This is a genomic window from Phormidium pseudopriestleyi FRX01, assembly GCF_017313335.1.
Classification (GTDB): domain Bacteria; phylum Cyanobacteriota; class Cyanobacteriia; order Cyanobacteriales; family Laspinemataceae; genus Laspinema; species Laspinema pseudopriestleyi.
Map to the genome: position 1 here is coordinate 1 of NZ_JAFLQW010000314.1, position 5,902 is coordinate 5,902.

Sequence of the window (5,902 nt, forward strand, 5' to 3'; positions counted from 1 at the left end):
TGAGCCATCAAGAGGGTTTGGTCTCCAAACCCCTACATCAGAGGGTTTGGAGACCAAACCCCTACATCAGATCAGAGGGTTTGGAGACCAAACCCCTACATGAAACAACGATTTTTTGTCATTAAATTTACCACCTTGACATGGCTAAATAATAAACCTTCAGCCGATTCTCATCACTCGCTATTCAGGTCACCGCAACTTTATTCGGATCCAAAAACTGATAAACTTCAAAGGAAAAATTACCCGCCACGGGCTGATATTTCCCGGGAACAATTTTCAGATAATTATTCAAGATTAGAGACTCCAAAAAAATACCCCAGCGAGTCAAACTAATTTATTTCTAGGGGAGGCAACTCCCATCAGACTCAGAACTGGACTATCCGGATTTCTGAATTAGGGCTTGAAACAAAAGCTAGGCATTTGACCTCTATTGCCGCAGACGAAACCCCGATATTATCATGAAACTCCCTCGATTTTCGCTCAAAATTGCGTCTTTTTTTGTCGGATTCTTAACCTTTTTACTCATCGTCAGTTTATCGAGTCCCGGACAGGCAGTTCCCGCCGATATCCAAACCTTTGTGAATCGATTAAACCCGCAGATGGAACGGCTTTTAAAACAGCAACTCCATCGCCGCCAAGTCTTTTTTGATATTTCTCCTCAACAGTCAGGGACGATTACCCGATTGGAACCTTATGCTCGGATTAACCGAGATACAGTCTTTGATGTTAGCATTAGTTCTAGTGGCAATATTCCGGTTTTGACAGGAAAAGTTTTAACGGCCCAGGAACGAGACTTAATCGAAGGATTAGCTGCCGAAAGTTTCCCCAATGGGGCGGAATCCCATTTAGCCATTTTTCCCTATTCTGATATTGATTTAGATTATGGCATTACGGTCAAAGCCTTTAGCAATCTCTATACCAAACCGACCCTAGAAATTCAAGACTTAGCCACCCAAGTGCGGATGGGAACGGCTGTTAAGCTATTAGACTATAGTCCTGACCGCAAATTTGCCCGAGTCAGAATTGAAGATGATGGATATCTGGCTTGGATTCAACGGCAAGATTTGCTGGAATGCGATCGCCCGACCTTTGATGCTTGGATCAATGCCCCAAAAATACAACTCACCGAGACGATTTCCCAACCCCAAACCCTCTATTTAGGAACCCGCCTCCCCTTAATTCCCCAAGAAACTTCCGGGGATAAAATTACCATCAGCTTACCGGATAGTCGCACCCTGCAATTGTCAAATACCCAGGTAATTTCTCCCCAACTAATCGCCGATAAAACTCCCTTGATTCAACTTGCCAAACAATTTATGCCCCAGCAAAAATATGGAGGGGGTCGCTATTTATGGGGAGGAACCGTCGGCGATCGTCTCGACTGTAGCGGATTCGTCCAGACGGTTTTTCGAGAGGGAAATTTTTACTTACCCCGCGATGCCTATCAACAACAACTCTACTCTCAACCTGTGGGTGAAACGTTGCAAAACTTGAATGAATTACAACCGGGGGATTTAGTTTTTTTCAGTGAAAATCGGCGATTAGCGACTCATGTGGGGATTTATATTGGCAATTCCCAATTCATTCATTCGACTCCCCGAGGCGGTTACAGTGGGGTGAAAATTAATCGCCTCAGAAATGGGACTCAGTACGATCGCTATTTTCAGCGGATTTATTTTGGGGGAGGACGAGTACCGCCAATTCCCATCGGCGATCGCACCCTGCGCCTTCCCTCCTAATCCGGTAACTTTTTGGCAGGGACTGATCCGGAATCCGGTATTCAAAGGTTTATGAAAACCGCCAGGAGTTCACACTTTTTGCACTCACCCAATCAAGTGGGGGGTTAACCCCCTCATTTGAGGATTACCTCCTTCATTTGTAAATGTCAATGATCGAGATCTCTGAGATGACTTGATCAACTTCATGGGTTTTGTATGCTGGCGATCGCCACCTCCCTCTTCAAGAAACTTCATACTTGAAACTGTAGAGTTTTTCTAAACAACTATGACTTACAGGGAAGCCCTGCATACAACCACCCAGAGAACGCCCATATCAACCGATGAAATCCTCGAAAGAATTTTTAAATTTCGTCAGATTACTTGTATTGTGAGGAAATTCTGACTTATTCAAGGATCCCCAGAGTTTCCTCCCGGCAATGGCTTGCTAGGCTGGGATTTCAGCATCTATTATGTGAGTATCCGCAACTTGTCAGTGATTTGAATCACCGCAGTTCTGCCAAACGATCGCTGTTTCTAGGTTTCTGCATCACACAACATCACCGCAAAATCACGGATATTGATGATAAGTCAGGGGAAATCATTCGTATTTTTACGCAGAGTAGAAAAGGTGGTTAACCCACACTCTCTCGCCGATCCTAAAGATTCACACCGATCAACAGAGGAAATTTGATATGAACGTGGTTATTCAGCCCCAAGGGAATTTAGACTTAAAAGCAGCGGCGATGCTTCAACAAAATATTGCTCGTTTAGCCTGGGAAAAATATAATCGCTGGTTCATTGATTTAGGGGAAGTCACGACGGTGAGTCATTCCGGATTAATGGCATTAATCACCGCCAACCAACTCGCTAAAAAAACAGGCCGCAGTTTAAGCTTGTGTAACCTGAAAGGATCGGTGATGTATCTGCTGGAAATTACCGAATTAGATAGGCTTTTAGATATTTTATCTGATGACGAGGAACCAATGGGAGTTGTGCATAAAATTGTCTTTTGAAAAGTTGGCGATCGCCCTTCTTAAGGCTGTCTCAAGGTGATATTGCGATCGCCTTTACTTTAGGGTCATTCCCCCCACTTCTCCTCCCTCGCCATCCGATGGAGTTTCCAGCTTAAACTTCCAGGGTTTCTTTTTCCAGTTCCGGGAGATGATAGTCCCCTCGGCCATCAATTTCAATTAACATTTTTGCCTCTTCTCCAGTAATTAATCGCGCCCCTCGTTTGCGAGTAAAATAGTTCCAACACCACTGAATCATCACTATTAATTTGTTGTCAAATTCAATCAAAAAGTAAATATGCACAAACACCCAAAATAGCCATGCAATAAACCCAGAAAATTGCATAAATCCTAAATCCACAACCGCCGCATGACGTCCAATCACCGCTAAACTGCCAAAATCCACATAATGAAAGGGCGGATATTCCTTCTGTTTGAAGCGGTGTTGAATCACCTTTGCCACATATTCCCCTTGCTGCATCGCCACCGGCGCAACCCCGGGTAAAGGTTTGCCATCTTGATGAGCAAAATGCGCCAAATCCCCTTTCAAAGAAATTTTTAACAATGGTAGTAGTGACGGTTACAGACTTTTTGCCTTATGAATCCAAGGGTCCATTAATTTGACCATTAAAGCCATATACCTGACGACTGCCGACAAAGGGAACTAATGTTACCTCTCGCTCATCTCCCGGTTCAAACCGCACCGCAGTTCCTGCCGGAATATCCAGGTGCATTCCTCGGGCGGCATCCCGCTCAAAACTCAACGCTTCATTGACCTCGAAAAAATGAAAATGTGAGCCAACTTGAATCGGGCGATCGCCAGCATTTGCCACCTGCAACCGGACAGTTTTTCGTCCTGCATTCAATTCAATTTCTCCAGTTTTAACAATAATTTCTCCGGGAATCATCATCACCTCTTACCTATAATATTTCAGATTAAATGGGTTTAATTTACCGAATCGGATTGTGAACCGTTACCAATTTTGTGCCATCGGGAAAAGTCGCTTCCACCTGCACTTCTGCCACCATTTCTGGTATGCCTTCCATCACCTCCTCGCGGGTGAGTAACGTTGCACCATAGCTCATCAAATCGGCAACCGTTCTCCCATCTCTCGCCCCTTCTAAAATAGCAGCGGAAATATAGGCAACCGCTTCAGGATAATTTAAAAGTAAGCCCCGATTTTTACGGCGTTCGGCAACTAATGCTGCGGTAAAAATCAATAATTTGTCTTTTTCTTGGGGAGACAGTTGCATAATAATTCCTTCAAATCGGCCAAACACGGGGAGGACAACTCGGACGGCCTATAAAACTCAGGCGCAGGAGTTGCCAAACTTCGCTAAACCAGTTTCGCACTTCTGGGGTCGAAGATCCACGATATCGACATAATAATCCGTGAGTGAGCCTGGTGACGCCAGCTTCGCCCTGGGAGGAACTTGAACGCCCTTCCCACAGCGATCGCGCTTCCTGAACCAGTTCCGGCGTCACCGGGTCCCCAATCCAGGCTAGAGTCGCCACAATGGGGAAACCCGCTAAAGCATGGTCCGAGGCAACTGCGGACTCACTCCCCTTGAGATGTTGGCGATCGATCCAGAGGGGACTACCCTCTTGCCAAATTTCCGTCTGCGATCGCCACTCTCCCTGGACAAAAGTTTCCCCCCTGGCACTCCGTCCAAATCGGTTAATTTCCCACAACAAAACCCGGGCATTTAGTGCTAATTCAATGCGTAAATTTTGGCGATAGATTGCGCCATTAAAAATAATAGTTTCCTGGGGAAGCCATTCACAATAAGCGCCAGAATCCACTTGAATATGAATAGTTTGTCTTGCAACTTCTCCTATACTCCGATAAATTTTAGCTGCCGCTGCTGTCGTAATTAACGCATGAGTATTCGCCTGGAGATGAATCGATTGCCCCAAGGAATCACCGCCCACAATTCCCCCGGCAGTATGCAAAATAACACTATGACAAACCCCTTCCCCTTCTGGATAAAAGGGTCGCTGAATCTTTAGAGGTGCTGTCGCCTTAGACGATACCATCTGGGTCGCTGTTCCAGATTGAGCGTAGGCTAATTCTAAGCTGCCATGCCATCCTTTAACGGGTTGATTTTCAGTCCGGTTTTGAATAGGTTGATTCATGATTTGCTTGTGTTTCCAACAATTGACAAAATAACCGCCCCTCAATATAATAGTATGTTTGCCTAATCTCTCTGCACAGCCCGGATTTTCCCGAACCCTCGAAGTAGGGTATTCGGATGCTGTACCGCACCTAAATCGGGGGTGGAGAACTTTGCGAAACCTGACCCACCATCAGGACTGCTTGCACAGTGGATCTCCCTTCTGGAGTGAGTTGCCCGAGTTTAGACAACCCCTAACCCCTAATAAATATATCCGGAAAAAGCCCTGTGCAATTATCGATTGATTTCGGCAGTACCTTGGGTACATATACGGTAGATCTTCCCCATACGACTCAACAAGATTATGAGGCCATTGAAGCCTATTTTATTCCTAAAATAAACGCCCCCAAGGTCAAGTCAAGAGATGCGATCGCCGATGCTTTTTTATTTGCATGGAGCCTTTGTCCGAATGAAAATCCCTCGGACCTGTGGCATCATGTCCTGTACCGAATTTACCTCCGCAATAAGCAGGGAACAAATCCCGAACAAAGTTGGGTGAGAACTTCCGGTGAAGCGTTTGAGTTAGCATTATCCCAAAAGTATAATCCCATTTTAAGTAATCACGGCATCAAGTTAACGCCTTTATTTGCAAAACAAGACAAAAAAGAGACATTAGAGCGCATGGGAATTTCCCATTTAGTCGGATCTAGTAAAATTGATATAGCCATTGAAAAGCACGGTGAAAGTAGAGGACTATTACCGAACGGATATGGCATCATCAGTGGCATTCACGCCAAAGTTAGCTTGGCTGAAAGAGTATCCGATGATATTCCGGCAAGTCGAATTATGATGCAATATGGGTTTCTGAGTCTCTTATCGACCTTAGATGTTAAATCCTTCCCCCCTCCTCGGGGAGATTTAATTAATCGCGGAGAGCTGGGTTCACCGAACAATCCCAGTGACAAGCGTCGCTATGTTGAAGAACATGGAGATTTTAGTGCTTGTTTTAGTTATAATACTCGGACTGTTCCCTCGCCCCAAATAACCTCAAGTGGAAAA

General features: G+C 45.1%; 7 protein-coding genes. 3 read left to right on the plus strand and 4 right to left on the minus strand.

Features of this window, described 5'->3' with window-relative positions:
* Positions 1 to 458 precede the first annotated feature (458 nt).
* Both J0895_RS11740 and J0895_RS11745 read left to right on the plus strand, forming a co-directional pair.
* Complete coding sequence (locus tag J0895_RS11740) at positions 459 to 1,739, plus strand: C40 family peptidase (RefSeq protein ID WP_207088275.1); 1,281 nt, start codon at positions 459 to 461, stop codon at positions 1,737 to 1,739.
* Positions 1,740 to 2,410: 671 nt separating this feature from the next.
* Complete coding sequence (locus tag J0895_RS11745; protein ID WP_207088276.1) at positions 2,411 to 2,731, plus strand: STAS domain-containing protein; 321 nt, start codon at positions 2,411 to 2,413, stop codon at positions 2,729 to 2,731.
* 112 nt (positions 2,732 to 2,843) lie between these two features.
* On the opposite strand, the gene J0895_RS11750 is transcribed toward J0895_RS11745, so the two are convergent.
* From J0895_RS11750 to J0895_RS11765, 4 genes are read right to left on the minus strand one after another with little or no spacing between them, the layout of a single operon-like run.
* On the minus strand, positions 2,844 to 3,293 hold the full coding sequence (locus J0895_RS11750; protein ID WP_340643495.1) for an NAD(P)/FAD-dependent oxidoreductase: 450 nt from the start codon (positions 3,291 to 3,293) through the stop codon (positions 2,844 to 2,846).
* Between the two features lie 31 nt (positions 3,294 to 3,324).
* On the minus strand, positions 3,325 to 3,636 hold the full coding sequence (locus J0895_RS11755; RefSeq protein ID WP_207088280.1) for an urease subunit beta: 312 nt from the start codon (positions 3,634 to 3,636) through the stop codon (positions 3,325 to 3,327).
* A gap of 43 nt (positions 3,637 to 3,679) precedes the next feature.
* A complete protein-coding gene (ureA, locus tag J0895_RS11760) occupies positions 3,680 to 3,982 on the minus strand; it encodes an urease subunit gamma (protein WP_207088277.1) in 303 nt (100 codons plus the stop codon).
* A 10-nt stretch (positions 3,983 to 3,992) separates the two neighbouring features.
* On the minus strand, positions 3,993 to 4,865 hold the full coding sequence (locus tag J0895_RS11765; RefSeq protein ID WP_207088278.1) for an urease accessory protein UreD: 873 nt from the start codon (positions 4,863 to 4,865) through the stop codon (positions 3,993 to 3,995).
* Positions 4,866 to 5,131: 266 nt separating this feature from the next.
* On the opposite strand from J0895_RS11765, the gene J0895_RS11770 reads away from it, so the two are divergent.
* Positions 5,132 to 5,902, plus strand: a 771-nt coding sequence (locus tag J0895_RS11770) for a BsaWI family type II restriction enzyme (protein WP_207088279.1), incomplete at its 3' end; no start/stop codon positions are given.

What these genes read in the sequence shown, in the direction of transcription:
- J0895_RS11755 (WP_207088280.1), bottom strand. Translation starts at nt 3,636, where the DNA reads ATGATTCCCGGAGAAATTATTGTTAAAACTGGAGAAATTGAATTGAAT.
- ureA (WP_207088277.1), bottom strand. Translation starts at nt 3,982, where the DNA reads ATGCAACTGTCTCCCCAAGAAAAAGACAAATTATTGATTTTTACCGCA.
- J0895_RS11765 (WP_207088278.1), bottom strand. Translation starts at nt 4,865, where the DNA reads ATGAATCAACCTATTCAAAACCGGACTGAAAATCAACCCGTTAAAGGA.
- J0895_RS11745 (WP_207088276.1), top strand. Translation starts at nt 2,411, where the DNA reads ATGAACGTGGTTATTCAGCCCCAAGGGAATTTAGACTTAAAAGCAGCG.
- J0895_RS11740 (WP_207088275.1), top strand. Translation starts at nt 459, where the DNA reads ATGAAACTCCCTCGATTTTCGCTCAAAATTGCGTCTTTTTTTGTCGGA.